Origin of the sequence: Dactylosporangium sp. NPDC000244 (assembly GCF_040300725.1) — a bacterium.
Classification (GTDB): Bacteria; Actinomycetota; Actinomycetes; order Mycobacteriales; family Micromonosporaceae; genus Dactylosporangium.
Map to the genome: position 1 here is coordinate 30,334 of NZ_JBEPEH010000044.1, position 18,419 is coordinate 48,752.

Annotated in this window: 19 protein-coding genes; 11 read left to right on the top strand and 8 right to left on the bottom strand. The window is 74.0% G+C overall.

The annotated features are described in order from the left end of the window. Positions 1-17: 17 nt before the first annotated feature. Together ABT369_RS45845 and ABT369_RS45850 are read left to right on the top strand one after the other, a co-directional pair. Positions 18-419, top strand: a complete 402-nt coding sequence (locus ABT369_RS45845) for a hypothetical protein (protein WP_350622806.1) — start codon at positions 18-20, stop codon at positions 417-419. A gap of 16 nt (positions 420-435) precedes the next feature. Further along, positions 436-1,146 (top strand): class I SAM-dependent methyltransferase, encoded by a 711-nt coding sequence (locus ABT369_RS45850; protein ID WP_350622808.1) that lies wholly within the window; start codon positions 436-438, stop codon positions 1,144-1,146. Positions 1,147-1,160: 14 nt separating this feature from the next. On the opposite strand, the gene ABT369_RS45855 is transcribed toward ABT369_RS45850, so the two are convergent. Beyond that, positions 1,161-2,624, bottom strand: a complete 1,464-nt coding sequence (locus ABT369_RS45855) for a PKD domain-containing protein (protein ID WP_350622810.1) — start codon at positions 2,622-2,624, stop codon at positions 1,161-1,163. 217 nt (positions 2,625-2,841) lie between these two features. Then, on the bottom strand, positions 2,842-3,708 hold the full coding sequence (locus ABT369_RS45860; protein WP_350622812.1) for a LysR family transcriptional regulator: 867 nt from the start codon (positions 3,706-3,708) through the stop codon (positions 2,842-2,844). Between the two features lie 74 nt (positions 3,709-3,782). Between ABT369_RS45860 and ABT369_RS45865 the strand changes: the two genes are divergently transcribed. Continuing rightward, positions 3,783-4,511, top strand: coding sequence for a CTP synthase C-terminal region-related (seleno)protein (locus ABT369_RS45865; RefSeq protein ID WP_350622814.1), 729 nt, complete (start codon positions 3,783-3,785; stop codon positions 4,509-4,511). Here the strand turns inward: ABT369_RS45865 and ABT369_RS45870 are convergent, their stop codons facing one another. Genes ABT369_RS45870 through ABT369_RS45880 form a run of 3 tightly spaced genes read right to left on the bottom strand, consistent with a single transcriptional unit; the run spans position 4,512 to position 7,336 of the window. Continuing rightward, on the bottom strand, positions 4,512-5,306 hold the full coding sequence (locus ABT369_RS45870) for a hypothetical protein (RefSeq protein ID WP_350622816.1): 795 nt from the start codon (positions 5,304-5,306) through the stop codon (positions 4,512-4,514). It abuts the gene before it with no gap. A 30-nt stretch (positions 5,307-5,336) separates the two neighbouring features. Continuing rightward, positions 5,337-6,473, bottom strand: coding sequence for an amidase family protein (locus tag ABT369_RS45875; RefSeq protein WP_350622818.1), 1,137 nt, complete (start codon positions 6,471-6,473; stop codon positions 5,337-5,339). 20 nt (positions 6,474-6,493) lie between these two features. After that, positions 6,494-7,336, bottom strand: a complete 843-nt coding sequence (locus ABT369_RS45880; RefSeq protein WP_350622820.1) for a GDSL-type esterase/lipase family protein — start codon at positions 7,334-7,336, stop codon at positions 6,494-6,496. A gap of 83 nt (positions 7,337-7,419) precedes the next feature. On the opposite strand from ABT369_RS45880, the gene ABT369_RS45885 reads away from it, so the two are divergent. From ABT369_RS45885 to ABT369_RS45905, 5 genes are all read left to right on the top strand, one after another. After that, the gene (locus ABT369_RS45885; RefSeq protein WP_502891911.1) at positions 7,420-8,418 is read left to right on the top strand and encodes an LLM class flavin-dependent oxidoreductase; all 999 of its coding nucleotides are present in this window, start codon (positions 7,420-7,422) and stop codon (positions 8,416-8,418) included. A gap of 201 nt (positions 8,419-8,619) precedes the next feature. Continuing rightward, positions 8,620-9,129 (top strand): GNAT family N-acetyltransferase, encoded by a 510-nt coding sequence (locus ABT369_RS45890; RefSeq protein ID WP_350622824.1) that lies wholly within the window; start codon positions 8,620-8,622, stop codon positions 9,127-9,129. Next, positions 9,126-9,449 (top strand): DUF952 domain-containing protein, encoded by a 324-nt coding sequence (locus tag ABT369_RS45895; RefSeq protein ID WP_350622826.1) that lies wholly within the window; start codon positions 9,126-9,128, stop codon positions 9,447-9,449. The genes ABT369_RS45890 and ABT369_RS45895 overlap by 4 nt, the downstream gene beginning before the upstream one ends. Continuing rightward, entirely contained in the window at positions 9,449-10,318 is an 870-nt protein-coding gene (locus ABT369_RS45900; protein ID WP_350622828.1) for a septum formation family protein, read from the top strand. Before ABT369_RS45895 ends, ABT369_RS45900 begins: the two co-directional genes overlap by 1 nt. A 92-nt stretch (positions 10,319-10,410) precedes the next feature. Further along, positions 10,411-10,947: a gluconokinase gene (locus tag ABT369_RS45905; protein WP_350622830.1), complete on the top strand. Its 537-nt coding sequence runs from the start codon at positions 10,411-10,413 to the stop codon at positions 10,945-10,947. Positions 10,948-11,006: 59 nt separating this feature from the next. Here the strand turns inward: ABT369_RS45905 and ABT369_RS45910 are convergent, their stop codons facing one another. Together ABT369_RS45910 and ABT369_RS45915 are read right to left on the bottom strand one after the other, a co-directional pair. Further along, positions 11,007-11,267, bottom strand: a complete 261-nt coding sequence (locus tag ABT369_RS45910) for a hypothetical protein (protein ID WP_350622832.1) — start codon at positions 11,265-11,267, stop codon at positions 11,007-11,009. Positions 11,268-11,271: 4 nt separating this feature from the next. Further along, the gene (locus tag ABT369_RS45915; protein ID WP_350622834.1) at positions 11,272-13,044 is read right to left on the bottom strand and encodes a thiamine pyrophosphate-dependent enzyme; all 1,773 of its coding nucleotides are present in this window, start codon (positions 13,042-13,044) and stop codon (positions 11,272-11,274) included. A gap of 65 nt (positions 13,045-13,109) precedes the next feature. Here ABT369_RS45915 and ABT369_RS45920 point away from each other — a divergent pair, with 65 nt between their 5' ends. After that, positions 13,110-14,312, top strand: coding sequence for a hypothetical protein (locus ABT369_RS45920; protein WP_350622836.1), 1,203 nt, complete (start codon positions 13,110-13,112; stop codon positions 14,310-14,312). Positions 14,313-14,369: 57 nt separating this feature from the next. Here ABT369_RS45920 and ABT369_RS45925 read toward each other — a convergent pair whose 3' ends face one another. Beyond that, positions 14,370-15,152: an FKBP-type peptidyl-prolyl cis-trans isomerase gene (locus ABT369_RS45925; RefSeq protein WP_350622838.1), complete on the bottom strand. Its 783-nt coding sequence runs from the start codon at positions 15,150-15,152 to the stop codon at positions 14,370-14,372. A gap of 256 nt (positions 15,153-15,408) precedes the next feature. Here ABT369_RS45925 and aceB point away from each other — a divergent pair, with 256 nt between their 5' ends. Both aceB and ABT369_RS45935 read left to right on the top strand, forming a co-directional pair. Then, positions 15,409-16,968, top strand: a complete 1,560-nt coding sequence (gene aceB, locus ABT369_RS45930) for a malate synthase A (protein ID WP_350622840.1) — start codon at positions 15,409-15,411, stop codon at positions 16,966-16,968. Beyond that, positions 16,965-18,419 carry an FAD-linked oxidase C-terminal domain-containing protein gene (locus tag ABT369_RS45935; RefSeq protein ID WP_350622842.1) on the top strand — a complete coding sequence of 485 codons (1,455 nt, stop codon included), beginning with the start codon at positions 16,965-16,967 and terminating at the stop codon, positions 18,417-18,419. Before aceB ends, ABT369_RS45935 begins: the two co-directional genes overlap by 4 nt.

The following is an 18,419-nucleotide window of genomic DNA, read 5'->3' on the forward strand; positions in this document are numbered from 1 at the left end:
AGGAAGGTGTACCTCCTATGCGCAGACTCATCATCTTCGGCGCGACGACCGCGGCGGTCCTGGCGGTCGGCGGCACGGCGCTGGCGTCCTCGGGCTCCGGCCGCCACGACGACCGCCCGTCCCACGTAGTGGTCAGCACCAGTGCCGGCGCCGAGGACAACCCGTCCCGGGGCGTGGACGACAACCCGACCTCGCACGGCACCGCCTCGACGGACCCGACGGCGAGCCCGACGGCCACCCCGTCGACCGCCCCCAGCGTCGATGACCACGGCGGACTCCGCACGACGCGCACCGCGGAGCCGGGCGACGACCACGGCGGCCGGCGCACCGCCGAGCCCGGCGACGACCACGGCGGGCACGGCCGCGGCGGCGACGACCGCCCCGGTGACGATCATGGGGGTTCCCGCCACCGCCGATAACTGGGATCATGTCGCCGTGCCTCTGCTCGACGACGACGCCCTCGCCGGATCGGCAGTGGTGGCGAACTCCGCGATGAACCGCGAACGCGGCCTCGACGGTGTCAACAGCTACGAGCGCGAGCTCGGCTTCAACCCGGTCGAGGTGATCACGGCGCTGGCCCGCGTCACCGGCGCGCCGGACACGGTCGCGTGGCTCGACCTGTGCTGCGGCTCCGGCCGCGCACTGGTCGAGGCCGCGGCCCGCCTCGACGAGCAGGGCGTGGCGGCCCGGGTGCTGGTCGAGGGCGTCGATCTCGTCGACGCCTTCGATCCCGCGCCCGAGGTGCCCTGGCTACGGCTGACCGCGGCGCCCGTGCTCGCCTGGGCGCCGCGCCGCCGGTACGACCTCATCACCAGCATCCACGGCCTGCACTACGTGGGCGACAAGCTGGGCCTGCTGACCCGGGCGGCGGGCTGGCTCACGGACGGCGGAAGGCTGGTCGCCGACCTGGACCTGGCGGCCGTACGGCTGCAGGACGGCGCCCCCGCCGGTCGCCGCCTGGCCGCGGACCTGCGCGAGGCCGGCTTCAGCTACGACGGCCGGCGGCGCCGGATCGGCCGGGACGACCGCGGCGACGTCGAGCTGCCCTACACCTACCTGGGCGCGGACGACCGGGCGGGCCCGAACTACACCGGCCAGGACGCCGTGCACTCGTACTATCGCCGCACGAACGGCAGGCCCGCGTAGCCCGGCCGCTCCCGTTACAACAGTCCCCGGCAGGCGGCGACCTGCTCCGCCGAGGGCCGGGTGAGGTCGACGGTGTACCGCGCCGGCGCGTGCACGGCCGGCAGCAGGACCAGCAGGTTCACGAAGCCGACGGGGCCGCGCGTGTTGACGCACGAGACGTTGAAGGCGGTGCGCACGGCCTGGGTCTGCCCGTTGCGGACGATCCGGTAGCCGTGGCTGGGAAACATCGTGGCGTCGGTCAGGTTCAGCGTCATGGTGTTGCCGGACAGCGTCCCGCCGAGGATCGCGGTGAGCGGCGGTGCCGGCACGACCAGGTTGGTCGCGTGCTGGTGGCGGATGGTGAACCCGTTGCCGCTCACGGACGCGGTCGTCGGCTGCGCGGCGACCTCGCGGCCCGGCTCCTCGCACGGGAAGACCTGGCCGGTGTCGAGGTTGGTCAGCCGCCAGTCGCGGATGCTGCGGCTCGGCTTGCTGCCCGTCCGCGGGCTGGACGTGGCGCGGCCGTCCCAGTCGAACTCCACCCACGACAGGATGCGGGCGTCGTCGGCCGTGGCGCCCTGGAACTGGGTGTGCCCGTCACCGCGGAAGCTGGACTCGACCCGGACCCGGCGCCAGCCCTGCGGCTTGCAGTACGCCGGCACGTCGGTGGTCCACACGGGGCGCCCGTCGCGGCCGACCGGGAGGTTGTACGCGACCGGGTGGTAGGGATCGACGACGGTCTGCTGCGGGATCCACGACTTCAGCTCGATCCGGTAGTGGTCGAGGAAGGTGACGGTGACCTGGTCGGACGCGGTGCCGCCGGTGCCGGTGGCGGTCAGCCGGAAGGTGTAGGTGCCGGGCGCGGACACCGTCACCGTCGCGTCGGGCGCGCCGCCGGAGAACGTGGCGGTGCCCGGCCCCGACACCGTCGTCCAGGCGGTCGCCGTGGCCGCGGTGACGGTTCCGGCCAGGGTGGCCGAGCGGCTGCCGGGCACGGTGCGGTCCGGGCCGGCGTCGACGGTCGGCGGCGTGGTCGTGGTCGTGCCGCCGATGGTCAGGTAGCCCTGCCCGTACACCGCGATCGCCGGCCACCACCGCCCGGTCGAGTTCCCGGCGCCGACCTGGACCTCGTAGCGGCCCGGGCCGGGGAACGTGACCGTGTGCGTGGGCCCGCTCGTCCACACCGGCTCCGCGGCCCAGTAGTCGGTGCCCCAGCGGGTGAACTCGAACAGGTACTCGTCGTAGTAGTAGTCGGCCGCGTCGGGGAAGCAGTACGGCTGCCGGTTCTGATCGAAGGTGAACGTGAACGTCAACGGCGCCGACTGGCTCACGATCAGGCAGTCCGTCACCCCCGACGGATGCAGCTCGTAGGTCCAGTCGTCCGCGGCGCTCGCCGCCGAACCGCTCGCGATGAGCGTGGACAGCACCGCCACCGCCACGACGATCGCGCGCAACGGCGCGGCGGCCCGGCCACGGATGGACAAGAGGAATCCGCGCATCGCGACGACGACCTTTCCGGGACCGGACGACGGCGCCGGGAACCCCGGCACCGACAGTGTGGGCGGCGGCGACGGCTTCCGTTGCGGCCCGGCGGCAGAACTGCCCGAGCGGCGCGCGGGAGCGCCGCCCGAGCGGCGCAACGCGGCCGGTTCGGCACCGCAGATCGGCCGGACGTGCGCCCCATTCCGGGTGCCGCACGAGCCCGGCGGCACCGGCTCAGGACATGAGCGCGTCGCGCACGGCCGCGGCGGGTTCGGTCAGGGAGCCGTGGACGAGGTCGGTGCGGTGCACCAGGCGGGGCTCGGCGACCGGGACGCCGCGCACGCCCGGGGTCAGCGCCGACTCCGGGAGCAGCGCCAGTCCCGCGCCCGCGGCGATCAAGGACGAGAAGACGGCGGCATCGGTACCGGGATAGGCCAGCCCGCCCCGGAAGCCCTCCGCCCGGGCCAGGGCCCGCAACCGCTCCAGCGGCGTGGCGATCTCGGGCGCGTCGAGCCACACCGCGTCGGCGAGGTCCGCCAGGCGCAGCCCGCGCCGGCCCGCGAGCGGGTGCCCGGCCGGCAGCGCGACGACGGCCGGGCGCTCGGCGACGGGCGCGGTCGTCAGCCGGCCGGTGTCGGGCAGCGGCAGCGGGTCGCTGGGCGCGGTGACGCCGTCGACGAGCCCGAGGTCCAGCTCCCCCACGGCGACCCCGGTCGCGACCGCGGCCGCGCCCGCGACGTGCAGCGTGAAGGTGACCCGCGGCATGGCCCGCTGCACCCGCACCAGGGCGGCGGCGTCGACGCCGGACAGCGGGGTCGCGCCCAGGACGACCGCGGCGGGCGGCGGGCCGGACAGCCGCGCGACGTCGGCCCGCGCCGCGGCGAGCCGCAGCAGGATCGGCCCGGTGTGCTCGAGCAGCCGCGCGCCGGCGTCGGTGAGCGCGACCGGCCGGCGGCGCAGCAGCGGGGCGCCGACGTCCTGCTCGAGCGCGGCGATCTGCTGGGAGACCGCGGATTGGGTGTAGCCGAGCTCGTCCGCGGCCGCGGAGAACGAGCCCAGCCGCGCGACGGCGGCGAAGGTGCGCAGCAGATGGGGGTCCACGACATCATGATTGCTTATCTCGGTACCGCAAACAGTCGTTGGACTAATCTCGCGGCCGGACGCAGGCTGAGGACATGACGACGACTCGCACCGCCCGCATCGCGCTCGTCGGCGACCACTCGCCGCACGTGCGCTCCCACACCCGCATCCCGGCCCTCATCGAGGTTCTCCGCGAGCAGCACGGGCTCGCGCTGGACGCGTACTGGATCCCGTCCGAGGAGGCCGACGGGGCGAGCCTCGCCGGGTTCGACGGCATCTGGCTGGTCCCGGGCTCGCCGTACCGCTCGGAGGACGGCGCCCTCGCCGCCGTCCGCGCGGCCCGGGAGCACGGCATCGCCTTCCTCGGCACCTGCGGCGGCTTCCAGCACCTCATGCTCTCCGTGGCGCGCGACCTGGCCGGCCTGCCGGACGTCGTGCACGCCGAGACCGACCCGGACGGCGAGCGGCCGCTCATCGTCCCGCTCGCGTGCTCGCTGGTCGGCCGCTCCGGCGCGGTGACCCTGCGGCGGGGCAGCCTGGCCGAGCGCGTCTTCGGGGTGGAGCACTCGGTCGAGCAGTACCACTGCTCGTACGGGCTCGACCGGGCCTACCTGCCCGCGCTGGAGGCCCACGGGCTGCGCTTCACCGGGCACGACGACGACGGGGAGGTGCGGGTGGCCGAGCTCGACGGGCACCCGTTCATGCTGGGCACGCTGTTCCAGCCGGAGCTGGCCGGCGACGGCACGCGGGTGCACGCGGTGATCCGGGCCTTCGCCGAGGCCGCCGTGTCCGTGGGCGCCGCCCGCTCCGCCGCGGCCGTCTAGCTACTTCGTCGGGACGTTGCCCAGGGCCGTACGGCCGATGCGGGCCATGATGTCGTCGAGCTCCAGGGCGTTGAAGCGCTGCCGGTTGTAGCCGTGGAAGGTCAGCATGACAAAAACGTCGCTGTCCACGCACCACAGCTTGGCGTCGGCGTTCTCGCCCGCGCCGTCGACCTTGTGGCCCGCGACCGCCTGCTTGCCGCACTCGACCGGCAGGCGGGACAGGCCGGCGCCGCCCTGCTGGGACTCGTACCTGGCCACGGCCGACGTGCTCACCTCGACGTACAGCCGCAGCTTGCTCCCGGTCGCCTCCGGGCTGTGCGAGTCGTGCTGGAAGGTGTAGTCGCAGGTGCCGGCCTCGCCCTTGGCGGACTTCTCCAGGGTGCCGCCGAGGTCGGTGCCGAAGGCGTCCTTGTTCAGCAGGGCGCACGGGTCCGTGGGCTGGCGGTGGGCGACGTTGGCGTTCCCGCCGCCGATGCCGCCCAGGCCGTTCTCGATGACGTACGCGGCCGTCGAGCCGCCGATCACGCACAGCGCGAGCAGGCCGCCGACGACCGCCAGGAGCACGCCCGTCTTCGGCTGGAACGGCGTGGGCGCGGGCGGCGGCTGATAGCCGACCGGCTGCTGGTAGCCGACGGGCTGCTGGTAACCGGCAGGTTGCTGGTAACCGGCGGGCTGCTGGTAACCGGCCTGCGGCGGGAACGGCGCCGCCGAGTACGGCCCGGGCACCGGCGGCTGTGGCTGTGGCTGCGGCGCGGGGTACTGCGGCTGGTACGGGTCGAACTGCGGCGACGTCACGAACGGCAGTATGGCAGGCGGGGACCTGGCTTACCGGGCCAGTCGCGGTCCCCCGGCCGGCTCGGCGGCGGCCAGGGCCAGCAGGGCGCGGTCGTGGCCGGGCGGCGCGACGAGCGCGATCCCGGCCGGCGGGGAGGCGCCCGTGGGCAGGGACACGCTCGGCAGCCCGAAGGCGCTGGCCGGCACCGAGCAGCGCAGGATGTCCCGCCGCCAGGCGTCGCGGCCCGCGAGGCCCAGGTCGCGCGCGTGGCCCGGGCCGCCCGCGGGCAGCACCAGCCAGGCCTCGTCGCCGAGGAGGTCCAGCAGCTCGGCCCGCCACGCGGCGAGCCGCGCCCGGGCGTCCGCCTCCTCCGCCGCGGTCACCGCCGCACCGAACCGGAAGCGGCCCTCGACGTCGGGGGCCAGCACGCGCGGGTGCGCCTCGACCCATGCCCCGTGCACGCGCCACGCCTCGGCCGACTGCACCCGGCGGAACGCCAGCACCAGCGGGTCGGGATCGTCCCAGGTGGACAGGGACGTCTCGAGCACGGGAAGCCCGAGGCGCGCGGCGTCCGCGGCCGTGCCGCCGATCGCCAGCAACCGCCGCGGCGCCGCCACGGGCCCGGGCGGCAGCAGCACCTCCCCCACCGCCGCGAGCGTCGCCGCGTCGCGGGTGATCCAGCCGACGGTGTCGAACGACGGCGCGAGCGGCTGGACGCCCTCGGTCGGGACCGCCCCGTGCGTGGGCCGCAGGCCGAACAGCCCGCAGCAGGACGCCGGCACGCGGACCGAACCGCTCGTGTCGGTGCCGAGGCCGATGTCGGCGTGCCCGGTCGCGACGGCCGAGGCCGGGCCGCTCGACGAGCCGCCGGTCACGAGGTCGGGCGCGGCCGGGTTCGGCGGGGCGCCGTAGTGCGCGTTGGCGCCGGAGAGCGAGTACGCGAACTCGTCGGTGTGCGCGATGCCCTGCACGACCGCGCCCGCGGCCCGCAGCCGGGCCACCGCCGGCGCGTCCTCGGCGGCGGGCAGCGCCTCGGCCAGCCAGGCCGGGTTGCCGCCCCCGACGGCGAACCCGGTCACGGCGAAGAGATCCTTGACCGCGAGCCGCATGCCGTCCAGCACACCGTGCCCGGTGGCCGGTGCCAGAGGCATGCCCTTGACCCGCCACACGCTGGGGTCAGCTGTCACGCCGAGCACACTACGCGCATTCACCACGTTGGCGAACCGGCCCAGGCGGCCGATGCCAGCGCCGTCTGGCCCGCGGCGTTCGGGTGGAAGAAGTCCTGCGCGACGACCATGTCGAGGGTGAACCGGACCCGGTGCACGGCCCCGCCGTCGGTGCGGCAGCGCGGCCCGTAGGCCCGGCAGGCCGCGGCGAGCTGCTCGTTGTAGGCGTCGACGCGCTCGGCGAAGGCGTTGCGCCGGGCGACCACGTCCGGCGCGTTGGACGTGGGCTCGGCCAGCAGCGCCGGGCAGAGCCCGAAGTTCCACGCCTGCACCGCGAGCTTGCTGGTGTGCCCGATCTCCCAGAGCCGGTTGATGTCGGGGATGCTCGCGACCAGCACGCGCGCGTCGGGCGCCCGCTGCTTGAGCACCGCCAGGGCCGCGTCGACGCCGCGCCGGAACTCGTCGGCGGGCGTCATGTCGGCCAGACGGCCGCGGCAGGCGTCGTCGGCGCCGATGAGGATGGTGACGTACCGCGGCGAAACCCGCACGGCCTCGGTGGCCTGCCCGGCGAGCGCGTCGGCCCGCGCGTTGGCCGTGGCGTAGTTGTGGTTGCCACCCTTGAGCCCCGGATCGTCCTTGAGCAGGCGCTTGTAGTGGCTGTTCACCTTGGTGCCGTCGCCGGTGGCCCAGGAGTTGCGCGGGCACGGGCTCGGCGCCAGGCAGGAGGCGAACCCGTTGGAGATGGAGTCCCCGAGCGCGGCCATGGCGGTGAGACCGCCGGTCGGGCGCGCGGACGCCCCCGGTTGCGCCCCGGCCTCGGCGTCGCACGCGATCGCGAGCAGCGCCAGCCCGGCCAGCAGCAGGCTCCACCCGCGCTTGCCCACGCTCCGTGCCCAGATATTGACGATGGGCAACAGTGTACCGGCAATGGGAATACTGTCGCGGGAGTCGGTGTTGACCTTGATCTGTGAGGGAACTTCCGCTTTCCGTGCTCGATGTCGCCCCCGTCGCCGTCAACGGCTCGACCGGGGAGGCGCTGCGGCACACGACCGAGCTCGCCCGGCGCGTCGAGGCCCTCGGCTACCGCCGGTTCTGGGTCGCCGAACACCACAACATGCCCGCGATCGCGAGCTCCTCGCCGGCCGTGCTGCTGGCCCACCTGGCCGCGGCGACGTCGACGATCCGGGTCGGCTCCGGCGGGGTGATGCTGCCCAACCACGCGCCACTGGTCGTGGCCGAGCAGTTCGGCACCCTGGAGGCGCTGCACCCCGGCCGCATCGACCTCGGCATCGGGCGGGCGCCCGGCACCGATCAGCACACGGCGCTCGCCCTGCGCCGCACCATGGAGGGGCTCTCGGCGGAGCACTTCCCCGAGGAGCTGCAGGACCTCATCGCCTACTTCGAGGGCGACACCCGCATCCTCGCCTCGCCCGGCAAGGGCTCCAAGCCCGACGTGTGGCTGCTCGGCTCGAGCGGCTTCAGCGCACAGCTCGCGGGCCTGCTCGGGCTGCCGTTCGCGTTCGCACACCACTTCAGCGCGCAGAACACACTGCCGGCGCTGGGGCTCTATCGCCAGAACTTCCGCCCGTCGCAGTGGCTCGAGGAGCCCTACGCGATGGTCGCGGTGAGCGCGATCGCCGCCGAGACCGACGAGGAGGCCGAGTTCCTCTCCGGCCCCAGCGCACTGTCCTTCCTGCGCCTGCGCTCCGGCCGCCCCGAGCCGCTCGCCACACCGGAGGAGGCGGCGGCGTATGCGTACAGCGACCGTGAACGCGAGTTCGTCCTCTCCCGCCGCGAGGGCCAGGCACTCGGCTCACCCGCGACGGTCCGCCAGCAGCTCACGGACCTGCTCGCGGCCACCCAGGCCGACGAGTTCATGCTGACCTGCATGGTGTACGACCTCGAGGCCCGGGCCCGGTCGTTCGAGCTGATCCGCAAGGAGGTCGCTCCCGCCCTCACGAAGTAGCGCCCCCGCCCGGCCCAGGCCGCGCGACCGCGCGCGCCTGAGGTGGGTGCCCGGATCGGTCCGCTCAGTGCGTCCCGAGCCTGGCCGCGGGGCAGCCTCGCGCGCCCGGGGTGACCAAGTGGCGCCCCCGCGCGGTAGCGTCACCCGCGAACTTCGGCGAAGATGGCGGGCGATCTTGCTGGTCGAGTGAGGTGGGGGCGTGTGAACAAGACCTGGGTGCGGCTGCGGCCGGTGGTCGAGGGGGACCTGGCCATGTTCCGCCGGTTCGCGACCGAGCCGGGCCTCGCCGGTCCCGCCTGGACCGGGTACCACGAGCCGAACGGGCCCGCCCGGCGCTTCGCGCTCGACGGCTACCTCGGCGCCGACGACGGGCGGCTCATGGTCGAGGCGGACGAGACCGCCGCCGGGTTCGTGCAGTGGTTCGCGATCGGGTCGGGGCCGGCGCAGTACTGGGGCGTCGGCATCGTGCTGCTGCCCGAGTGGCGCGGCCGGGGGGTCGGCTGGCGGGCGCAGACGCTGCTGTGCGACTACCTGTTCGCGAGCACGCCGACGCAGCGGATCGAGGCGCGCGTGCAGCCCGAGAACATCGCCGAGCAGAAGGCCCTCGAGAAGGTCGGCTTCCTCAGCGAGGGCATTCTGCGCTCGGCCGAGTTCCGCGACGGGGCCTGGCGCGACGTGCTCGTCTACGGCCGGCTGCGCGGCGACCGGTGATCTACAAGATCCTGCTGCCGGCCGAGTGGGCCGAGTTCGAGGCGGCCGGGGCGTTCGCGGGCTCGCCGCTCGACCTCGGGGACGGGTACGTCCACCTCTCCACCGCGGAACAGGTCCACCGCACGGCGACGCGGTTCTTCGCCGGCGCGCCCGAGCTCGTGGTGCTCTCGGTCGACCCCGGGCCGCTGGGTGAGGCGCTGCGGTGGGAGGCCAACGAGCACGGGACGTTCCCGCATCTGTACGCTCGCCTCCCGCTGGCCGCCGTCACCAAGGTGCGCCACATCACCGACGTCGCCGACCTACAGAATCTGGCCGACTGATGCGCGGGCTGACACTCGTGCTCGCGGCGGTTCTGCTGACGGGCGCGTGCGGGGGCAAGGCCGCGGCCCCGCCCGCCACTGCCGCGGGTTCGCCGCCGCCGTCCGCGGCCATGCTCGCCGAGCCGAAGGCCGGGGACTGCTTCGACAAGCCCATGCGCACCACCCTCTCGCCGCCCGCGAAGGTCGACTGCGCGCAGGAGCACCAGTCCGAGATCGCCGCCGTCGGCACCCTGACCGGGGTGTCGTCCGCGACGCCGCCGCAGCCGAACGACCCGTCGCTCGCGGCCGCCGACGCGGACTGCCGGACGAAGACCGCCGCGTTCCTCGGCACCCCGCTCGGCCGCCACGGCGCCACGCTCGAGATCGGGCTGCCGGCCGACCAGGACTGGCAGACCGGCAGCCGCTGGTACGCGTGCGAGGCGGTCGTCGTCGACGCCGCCCCCGGCCGGGCCGCCTTCGCCACGACCAAGGGCACGCTCGCGGGCGGCCGGACGCCGCTCCCGGGGCACTGCTTCAACCTCGCCAAGGCCGGCACGACCGCGGGCATGACCGAGACCCCGTGCACCGGCAAGCACGCCGCGGAGTACATGGGCGCGGTCCGGGCCGGGTTCGCCGCGCCCGTGCCGGCGGACGACGAGACCTGGAAGCCGTACGCCGCCGCCTGCCGCGACGAGGTCGCCGACCAGATGGGCGTGACGGCCAAGGCGGTCGACGACAAGTGGGGCTACGACGGGTACCGGTCGCAGGAGCTCCACGGCTACGGCGTCACCGTCACGCAGTGCTACTTCGTGCTGTGGCAGGGCCGGACGATGACCGGCTCGGTGGCGGGCACCAAGGGCAACGGGGTGCCGCTGTCCAACGCGCGTTAGCGCTGACGGCCGTGAGGACAACGCCCGTCAGCGCCGGCGGCCGTGAGGGTAACGCGCGTTAGCGCCGGCGGCCGTGAGGGTACGGTGTGGCCATGGCTGACGCGCCGCCGGTATTCGTCGTCATGGGTGTCGCCGGCACCGGGAAGACCACCGTGGGCGCGATGCTGGCCGGGCGGCTGGGCTGGACCTACGCCGAGGCCGACGACTTCCACCCGCCCGCGAACGTCGAGAAGATGGCCGCGGGCGTCCCGCTCACCGACGCCGACCGGGAGCCCTGGCTGGCGGCGATCGGACGCTGGCTCGACGAGCGCGCCGCGGCCGGCGAGCCCGGCGTCGTCACGTGCTCCGGGCTCAAGCGCGCGTACCGCGACCGGCTCCGCCAGGGCCGCCCGCAGGTGCGCATGGTGTTCCTCGAGGGCTCCCGCGAGCTGATCGCGCGCCGGCTCGCGGCCCGTCACGGCCACTTCATGCGCGCGGAGATGCTCGGCAGCCAGTTCGCCGCCCTGGAGCCGCCGGGGCCGGGCGAGGGCGTGACGGAGGTGTCGGTCGAGCCGCCGCCCACCGAGATCGTGGACGCCATCCTCCGGGCGCACCCCGAAGCGCTCCGCGAGGCCGCCACCGACGCGTGAGCCCGGCCGGGGCTACTCGAAGCGAGAGCCGGTCGCCACCGACGCGTGAGCGGACCGGGCTACTCGAAGAGGGAGCCGCGGCCGCCGCCCTCGCGGAAGCGGGCCCGCCGCCGCAGCTCGACGACGACCGAGTCGACCAGGGCGGTCGCCGCGAGCACCAGCAGGAGCACGCCGAGCCAGACGAAGCCGGCGGCCAGGGCCAGGGCGCCCAGCACCGCGCTGGTGAAGAAGCCGAACGTGGCCAGGACGAGGCGGAGGTTCAGGGCGGAGTACGGGTGCCCGAAGGTGCCGCGGGCCCCGCGGGGCTGGGCGCGCATCACGAGATCATCCCTTCAGCTGAGTGATCTTGTCCTTGAGGATCGTGGTCGCGATGGCGGCGCGGTGGGGCTGGCCGCGCAGGAAGGACTCGGCGAAGCGGACCGCCTGCTGGTACGTCACCTTCGCCGGCATCGGCGGCTCGTTCGCGTCCACGGCGACGTCGACCACGGCCGGGCCGGCGAAGGCGAGCGCGTCGCGCAGGGTCTCCTCCAGCGCGCCGGGCGAGGTCACGCGGGCGCCGAAGCCGCCGCAGCCGCGGGCCCAGGCCGCGTAGTCGGGCGCGGGGTCGCCGAAGCGCACGCCGTACTCCGGCAGCCCGAGCACCATCTGCTCCCACACGATCATGCCGAGCGCGTTGTTGTTGTTGATGACCACCTTGACCGGCAGGCCGTAGCGCGCGGCGGTGTGGAACTCGGCCATCAGCATCGCGAAACCGCCGTCGCCGACGAAGGCGATGCACTGGCGGCCGGGGTACTCGTGCTGCAGCGCGATCGCGTAGGGCAGCCCCGGGGCCATGCTGGCGAGCGTGCCGGACAGGTAGAACTCGCGGCCCCCGACGATCTGCCAGTGCCGGGCGGCCCAGGTGGCCACGGTGCCCGAGTCGCAGCACAGGATCGCGTCGTCGGCGGCCACCCGGTCCAGGGCCGCGGCCAGGTACTGCGGCGCGATCGGGTCCCGCTCCGCGCTCTCCAGGGCGGCCAAGCCCTCCCGCCAGTCGTGCATCTTCTCCTGGTACCGCTGCAGATGCCGCCGATCGGTGCGCCGCTTCAGCCGGGGCAGCAGCGACTCCAGGGTGGCCGCGGCGTCGCCGACGAGCGGCACGTCGGTCGGGACGCGGGTCCCGGCGCGGACCGCCTCGGCCTCGATCTGGATCACGTGGGCCTGGCCGGGCTCGGGCAGGAACTTCGTGTAGGGGAAGTTGGTGCCGACCATGAGCAGCGCGTCGCACTCGGCCATGAGGTCCTCGCTCGGCGCGGTGCCGAGCAGCCCGAGGCCGCCGAGCGCGTACTGGGAGTCGTCGGGCACCACCATCTTGCCCAGCAGCGACTTCACGATCGGCGCGCCGAGCACGTCCGCGGTCAGCTCGACCAGCGCCCCGGCGCCCCGCGCGCCGATGCCGGCCAGGATCGCCGGGCGCTCGGCCACGTTGAGCAGGTCCGCGGCGGCCTGCAGGTCGTCGTCGGCGGGGCGGACCGGGGGCGGGACCCACACCGGGGAGGTGGCCGGCGTGCGGACCGGGCCGACGTCCTCGAACGGGTTGTCGCCCGCGGCCGCCACCTGCACGTCGTTGGGCACGGTCAGGTGGGCCACCCCGCGGCGGGCCAGGGCGGTGCGCACGGCGATGTCGACGAGCGCGGGCGCCTGGGCCGGATTGACGATCGGCTCGTTGTACTCGGCCACGTCCTCGAAGAGCCGATCAAGGTGTACTTCCTGCTGATAGCCGGTGCCGAGCACCGCGGACTCCTGCATGCCGGTGATCGCCAGCACGGGGGCGTGGTCGAGCTTGGCGTCGTACAGCCCGTTGGCGAGATGGATCCCGCCCGGGCCCGACGTCGCCAGGCACACGCCCAGCCGCCCGGTCGCCTTGGCGTGCGCGACGGCCATGAAGGCGGCCGCCTCCTCGTGGTGCACGAGCACGAACCGCACCCGGTCCGCATTGCGCCGCAGGCCCTCCATGAGCCCGTTGATGCCGTCGCCGGGCAGGCCGAACACGGTGTCGACGCCCCAGGCGGCCAGCCGCGCGATGATCGCCTCGCCGACGGTCGGTTGCTTCGCCATACCGTATGGCTTGCCGGATCCGCCGGGTCCAAACCCCTCGCGGTGATCCGGTACCGTACGGCCACATGGGGATGCTCGACCGGCTTCGCGGCACGCCACAGGAGCGATTCGCCCGCCGCGTGCTCACCGCGATGCGCGATGCCGGGGTGGCCTCGGCGCGGTATCTGCCCGACCAGTTCGCCATCGAGGTCCGCCGCGACTCGGCCCAGGCCCAGCCGGCCGTCGCCTACCTCGGCAACATCTACCGCGAGTGCGAGCGCGCCGGCCGGGCCGAGCGCCGGGAGCGCATCGCGTCGTTCCTCAGCGCCGTCGTGTTCAACCCGGGCGCGCCGAACAGCTGGGAGGAGGTCGCCCCGCTGCTGCGGCCGCTGCTGCGCACGGTCACGTTCGGCACCGGGATGCCCGCCGCCGCGCCGCGGCCGCTGCGCCGCCCGGCGTGGGCGTACCTGGCCGAGTTCGTGGTCGTGGACCAGCCGACGTCGGTGATGTACGTGACCGACCGGCAGCTGCAGGACTGGGGCGTCACCGAGGGCACGGTGTTCGACCGGGCACGGCGCAACATGGCCGCCATCGCGCGGGCCGGCAGCGGGACGGACGAGGCCCCCGGGCCGCGCCCGCTGGTCCGGATGGTCGAGGACGGCGACGCGTACTGGGCCTCGCACCTCTTCGTCGACGGCTGGCTGGCCGCCCAGCGCTCGCGGCTCGGCGGGGTGCCGCTCGCCTTCGTCGCGGACACGACGGGGATGCTGCTCGTCGGCCGCGGCGCCGAGGACACCCCGGAGACGCTGGGCAAGGTGTTCGAGCTCGCCGAGCAGGAGTACCGCGACGCGGCCCGCCCGATCTCCCCGATGGCGCTCACGGTCGACGACACCGGCGCCGTGGTGCCCTTCCTGGTGCCGGCGGGGCACCCGATGCACGGCGTCACGCACCGTACCGAGGTGATCACCGCGGCCTCGGAGTACGCCGCCCAGGCCGCCCACCTGGAGTCCGACGCGTTCGTGGCCTCGTGCACGAGCGCGCAGCGCCCGGACGGGACGGTCTTCACGGTGGCGAGCTGGGCCGAGGGCGTGGACACGCTGCTGCCCCGGGCCGACTACGTCGCGTTCCCGTCCGACGGCGCCGAGCCGTTCTTCGTGGCCTGGGACTCGGTCGCGCGCGAGGTCGACCTGGAGCCGGAGCCGGGCCTGGACCCGGAGCGCTACCGCCTGCGCGAGTGGCCCCACCCCGGCGTGGTGGAGCGCCTGCGCCGGGTGGCGACCCGCCCCTGAGCCACCACAGGGCGGCCTCGAGACCGAGGCCGCCCTGTGCGCGCGTGGAGCCGGGGGCTAGTTGCCCGGGATCTGCAATCCGCCGCTGGCGTCGGCGGCCTGGATGTCCAGGATGTCGACGTAGAAGCGCAGGTCGCCCTGGGGATACCCGTCGGCGTTGTTGTAGGCCTCCTTGACCGGGATGTCCAGGATGACCCGGCTGCCGACCTTCAGGCCCACCAGGCCGCGGTCCCAGCCCTCGATGACCTGGGCCTGCTGGCCCTGCTCGAGCATGCCGACCTGCACCGGGAAGGTCTGCTTGTGCTGCCAGGACGAGTCGAAGACCTTGCCGTCCTTGTAGGTCAGGCCCACGTAGTTGACCACGACGGTGTCGCCGGCCTTGACGGTCTTGCACTTGCCCTGGATCAGGGTCTTGACCGTGCGCACACCGACGCTCTGCTCGGTGCCCGCCTCGGTCTTGGGCTCGTCGGCCAGGCGCTTGTCGAAGCCGCCGAGCAACGGCGGGTAGGCGCTCTGGTCCGGCTTCTTGCACTCCGTCTTCTGCTGCTCGGCGCGGTCGCCGAAATACCACACGCCGGCGAACGCGCCGCCGATGGCGAGCAGGACGATCACGGTGCCGGCGATGGCCTGGCCGACGCGGCGGCGGCGGGCGGACTTCGCGGCGGCGACCCGCGCGGCGGCGCGCTTCTCCGCCCTCGTCAGCGGGGCCGGGCCCTTGCTCTTGGCCGGCTTCTTCTCCGCCTCCTCGGCCTCCTCGGCCTCGTCGCCGTCCTCGCCGGACTCCGCGGCCTCCGAATCGTCCACAGTGTCCGGTTCGTCCGCGGAGTCAATGATGTCCACGGAGTCCGATTCGACCGAAGCCGCGTCGTCCGCTGTGGTCGTCTCCTCCGCCTCGGCCGCATCCGCCTTCGGCGGGGTGGCCTTGGTCGACCTTGCCGGGCGGCGGTTCCTGCCCCGATCGCTCACGATTCGTCGACTCCCCTGGTGGACGGCCCCGCACACAGACGGACCTGAGTTTCGTTCGGCGAAGCTTCCCATACCACACGCCTCGCGGCACGCACCGGGGTAGGCCGCGATATGGCCTAAGGTCGGTCGTATGGGCAACGCTACGGGCGTCGAGATTACCGGACCGCTCGGCGATCGCTTCGCTGAGATCCTGACCGAAGAGGCTCTGAGTTTCCTGGCAGATCTGCACCGCCGCTTCGACGCGCGCCGGCTGGAGCTGCTCGCGCTGCGCGACGAGCGCGAGGCGGCGCTGCAGGCCGGGGGCACACTGGGCTTCCTGCCCGAGACCCTCGGCGTGCGCGAGGCCGAATGGCGGGTGGCCGAACCGGCGCCCGGCCTGACCGACCGGCGGGTCGAGATCACCGGGCCGACCGACGCGAAGATGACCATCAACGCCCTGAACTCGGGCGCGAAGGTGTGGCTGGCCGACCACGAGGACGCCAACACGCCGCTGTGGCACAACGTGGTCCAGGGCCAGCTCAACCTGCGCGACGCGGTGGCCGGCACGCTGGCGTTCACGTCGCCGGAGGGCAAGGACTACCGGCTGACGGACGGCCCCCGGCCGACGATCGTGGTGCGCCCTCGCGGCTGGCACCTGCCGGAGAAGCACATCCTGGTCGACGGGCAGCCCACGTCGGGCTCGCTGACCGACTTCGGGCTCTACTTCTTCCACAACCACCTCGCCACCAGGCCGTATTACTACCTGCCCAAGATGGAGTCGCACCTCGAGGCCCGGCTGTGGAACGAGGTGTTCGCCCACACCGAGGAGCGCTTCGGCCGCCCGACCGGCACGATCCGGGCCACGGTGCTGATCGAGACCTTCCCGGCCGCCTTCGAGATGGAGGAGATCCTCTACGAGCTGCGCGAGCACTCCGCCGGGCTGAACGCGGGCCGCTGGGACTACATGTTCAGCGTCATCAAGAAGTTCCGCACGCGCGGCCGCGACTTCCTGCTGCCCGATCGCAACTCGGTGACGATGACGGTGCCGTTCATGCGGGCGTACACCGAACTGCTCGTGCGCACCTGCCACAAGCGCGGCGCGCACGCGATCGGCGGGATGGCGGCCTTCATCCCGAGCCGCCGCGACGCCGCCGTGAACCGGGCCGCGTTCGAGAAAGTTTCCGCGGACAAGACCCGTGAGGCCGGCGACGGCTTCGACGGTTCCTGGGTCGCGCACCCCGATCTCGTCCCGGTCTGCCGGGAGATCTTCGACGGCGTGCTGCGGGATCGGCCCAACCAGCTCGACCGGCTCCGCGAGGACGTGAGCGTCACCGAGGCCGACCTGCTCAACGTCGCGGCCACGCCCGGGCGGCGCACCGAGGCCGGGCTGCGCAGCGCGGTGAGCGTCGGCGTGCAGTACCTCGACGCGTGGCTGCGGGGCAGCGGCGCCGTCGCGATCGACAACCTGATGGAGGACGCGGCGACGGCGGAGATCTCCCGCTCGCAGGTGTGGCAGTGGCTGCACAACGGCGTCAAGCTCGACGACACCGGGGAGCTGGTGACCCGCGAGCTGGTCGAGCGGATCGCGGACGAGGAGCTGGCCGGGCTCGGCGGCGACCTGAGCGCGGCGCGCGATTTGTTCATGGAGGTGGCCGTGGCCGACGAATTCGTGGACTTCCTGACGATTCCGGCGTACGAACGGATGCCATGAGCATCGGCGCGCTCGCTACGGCGATGCACAGCCGGCTGGCCGAAGATCAGATCATCACGGACCGGGCCCGGTTGCGGACGTACGAATGTGACGGGCTGGCCCACTACCGGGTCGTGCCGGGGATCGTGCTGCTGCCGCGCACGGCCGAGGAGTGCGCGGCCGTGGTCCGGGCCTGCGTCGCGCACGGGGTGCCGTTCGTGGCCCGCGGCTCCGGCACCGGCCTGTCCGGCGGCGCGCTGCCGCACGCCGACGGCGCGCTCATCGTCACCTCCCAGCTGCGCGCCATCCGCGAGGTCGCGCCCCAGGACGAGCGGGCCGTGCTGGAGCCCGGCGTGATCAACCTGCAGGTCTCGAAGGCCGCCGCGCCGCACGGGTACTACTACGCCCCCGACCCGTCCAGCCAGCAGATCTGCTCGATCGGCGGCAACGTGGCGGAGAACTCGGGCGGGGCGCACTGCCTGAAGTACGGCTTCACGGCGAACCACGTCACCGGCGTGCAGATCGTGACGCCCGACGGGGAGCTGGTGCGGCTGGGCGGGCGGGCTCCCGACGCGCCCGGCTACGACCTGCTCGGCGCGTTCGTCGGCTCCGAGGGGACGCTCGGGATCGCGACCGAGGTGACGGTACGGCTGGTGCGCCTGCCCGAAACCGTGCGCACCCTGCTGGCCGCGTTCACCGGCACGGACGCGGCCGGCGCGGCGACCTCGGCGATCATCGCGGCCGGCGTGGTGCCCGCGGCCGTGGAGATGATGGACGCCCTGGCGATCGAGGCGGCGGAGGCCGCGGTGCACTGCGGCTACCCGGCCGGGGCGGGCGCGGTGCTCATCGTCGAGCTCGACGGCCCCGCGGCCGAGGTCGAGGCCCAGTTCGCCGCGGTCGAGGAGTTCTGCCGCGCACACGGCGCGTTCGAGATCCGCATCGCCGCCGACGACGCCGAGCGGGCGCTGTTCTGGAAGGGCCGCAAGTCCGCGTTCGCCGCGGTCGGGCGCATCTCCCCCGACTACATCGTGCAGGACGGGGTCATCCCCCGCACCGCGCTGCCGCAGGTGCTCACGCGCATCGGCGAGCTGGCCCGGGAGCACGGCGTGCGGGTCGCGAACGTCTTCCACGCCGGCGACGGCAACCTGCACCCGCTCGTGCTCTTCGACGAGGCGGTGGCCGGGCAGGCCGAGCGGGCCGAGACGGTGTCCGGGGCGATCCTGGACATCTGCGTCGAGCACGGCGGGTCGATCACCGGCGAGCACGGGGTGGGCGTGGACAAGGCCAAGCACATGCCGAGGATGTACACCGAGGCCGACCTCGACACCATGCAGCTGCTGCGGTGCGCGTTCGACCCGCGGGGCCTGGCGAACCCGGGCAAGGTGTTCCCGACCCCGCGGCTGTGCGGCGAGGTGCCCGGCCGGCGCAAAGGACCGAACCCCTGGCACGACGCGGGCGTGGAGGTGTTCTGA

Coding starts and splice junctions, on each gene's coding strand:
- ABT369_RS45845 (WP_350622806.1), top strand. CDS start 18: ATGCGCAGACTCATCATCTTCGGCGCGACGACCGCGGCGGTCCTGGCG.
- ABT369_RS45855 (WP_350622810.1), bottom strand. CDS start 2,624: ATGCGCGGATTCCTCTTGTCCATCCGTGGCCGGGCCGCCGCGCCGTTG.
- ABT369_RS45865 (WP_350622814.1), top strand. CDS start 3,783: ATGACGACGACTCGCACCGCCCGCATCGCGCTCGTCGGCGACCACTCG.
- ABT369_RS45900 (WP_350622828.1), top strand. CDS start 9,449: ATGCGCGGGCTGACACTCGTGCTCGCGGCGGTTCTGCTGACGGGCGCG.
- ABT369_RS45905 (WP_350622830.1), top strand. CDS start 10,411: ATGGCTGACGCGCCGCCGGTATTCGTCGTCATGGGTGTCGCCGGCACC.
- ABT369_RS45915 (WP_350622834.1), bottom strand. CDS start 13,044: ATGGCGAAGCAACCGACCGTCGGCGAGGCGATCATCGCGCGGCTGGCC.
- ABT369_RS45920 (WP_350622836.1), top strand. CDS start 13,110: ATGGGGATGCTCGACCGGCTTCGCGGCACGCCACAGGAGCGATTCGCC.
- aceB (WP_350622840.1), top strand. CDS start 15,409: ATGGGCAACGCTACGGGCGTCGAGATTACCGGACCGCTCGGCGATCGC.
- ABT369_RS45935 (WP_350622842.1), top strand. CDS start 16,965: ATGAGCATCGGCGCGCTCGCTACGGCGATGCACAGCCGGCTGGCCGAA.